A 1,376-nucleotide genomic window follows, 5' to 3' on the forward strand; every position below is an offset into this window, starting at 1 on the left:
CTGAAGTTGACCCCTTTTCGCGGACACCTTACCGTCCTGAAAGGAGGGGTGTCCGATGAGAAGGTTCGTGCCGCCATATCCGGCGGAATTCCAGAAGCAGATGGTGGAGCTGGTGCTCGGGGGCCAGACGCCGGCGGAGCTGTCCCGCCAGTTCGGCTGCTCCGCCCAGGCCATCTCCAATTGGGTCGCCGAGGACGGCCGTAAAGCGGCAGCCAAGGCCTTTGGCAAGCAGGGGCTGGACGCGTCCGAGCGCGAGGAGCTGGTGCGGCTGCGCCGTACCGTGGCCCGCCTGGAGCAGGAGCGCGACATCTTGGCAAAGGCTACGGCCTGGTTCGCCGCCAAAAACGAGAAGACGTCCACGCCGTCTACGAACTCGTGAGAGCGACCCAGGCCGACGCCAACAACCGGGTGGGAGTGCGCGCCATGTGCGAGACGCTGCGCGTTTCGACCAGCGGCTACTACGCCTGGCGGGACCGGGAGCCAAGTGCGCGAATCAAGTCTGACAAGGCCCTCACGCAGAAGATCCGGCAGGCCCACACGGACTCGGACGGCACCTATGGAATGCCTCGGATCCGCCGGCTGCTGTGCTCTGAAGGCGTGCGTGTGAGCCGAAGGCGCGTGGCCCGACTGATGAAGGCATCGTGCCTGCGCGGAGTCACGCGTCGACGGTTCGTAGCGACGACCGTCCGCGACGAGCGCCAGAGACCCGCCCCCGATCTGGTCAAGCGCAACTTCACCGCCGAGGCGCCCGACCAGCTCTGGGTGGCTGACATCACCTTCGTGCCGACGGCCGCCGGATTCCTGTACCTGGCAGTCGTGCTCGATGTGTTCAGCCGCAAGGTGGTGGGCTGGTCGATGGCAGAGGACATGCCTGCCGACCTGGTGCTTTCGGCCTTGAACATGGCGCTGCAGGTCCGCAGACCCAAGGAGGTCATCCACCACTCGGATCAAGGCAGCCAGTACACCAGCACGGCATTCCGCCGCCGCTGCGAGCAAGCCGGAGTGCGGCTCTCCATGGGCAGTGTCGGAGATGCCTACGACAACGCAATGGCGGAGAGCTTCTTCGCGACCCTGGAGTGCGAGCTGATCGCACGTCGCAACTGGAGCACGCGCGCCGAGGCGCGCGCTGCACTGTTCCAGTGGATCGAGGGTTGGTACAACCCGCGACGGCTGCATTCCAGCATCGACTACCTGTCGCCTGCTGCATTCGAACGCCAGTACGCAAAGGCAGACCACCGTAGCCGAACACACGGGTTTCCCACCGCGGCGGCCGGTTCGTCGCAAGCGCCGCCCGCCGCCCTGGAAAACCCTGCGCCACTGCTGATCTAAGGCTGGAGAATCAACCGTTTACCAGTCCGCGGAGAGGGTCAAGTTCA

At 65.4% G+C, this 1,376-nt stretch carries 1 protein-coding gene; it reads left to right on the forward strand.

Annotated features, from left to right (window positions below):
• Positions 1–55 precede the first annotated feature (55 nt).
• Positions 56–1,329, forward strand: a protein-coding gene (locus H8N03_RS25950; protein WP_255428405.1) for an IS3 family transposase whose coding sequence is annotated in 2 segments (ribosomal slippage) — positions 56–323 and positions 323–1,329 — 1,275 coding nt in all. Because the reading frame shifts where the segments join, the coding sequence is not laid out codon by codon here.
• Positions 1,330–1,376: the final 47 nt, after the last annotated feature.

Source organism: Ramlibacter cellulosilyticus, from assembly GCF_014297465.1.
In the GTDB taxonomy this organism is placed as follows: Bacteria; Pseudomonadota; Gammaproteobacteria; order Burkholderiales; family Burkholderiaceae_C; genus Ramlibacter; species Ramlibacter cellulosilyticus.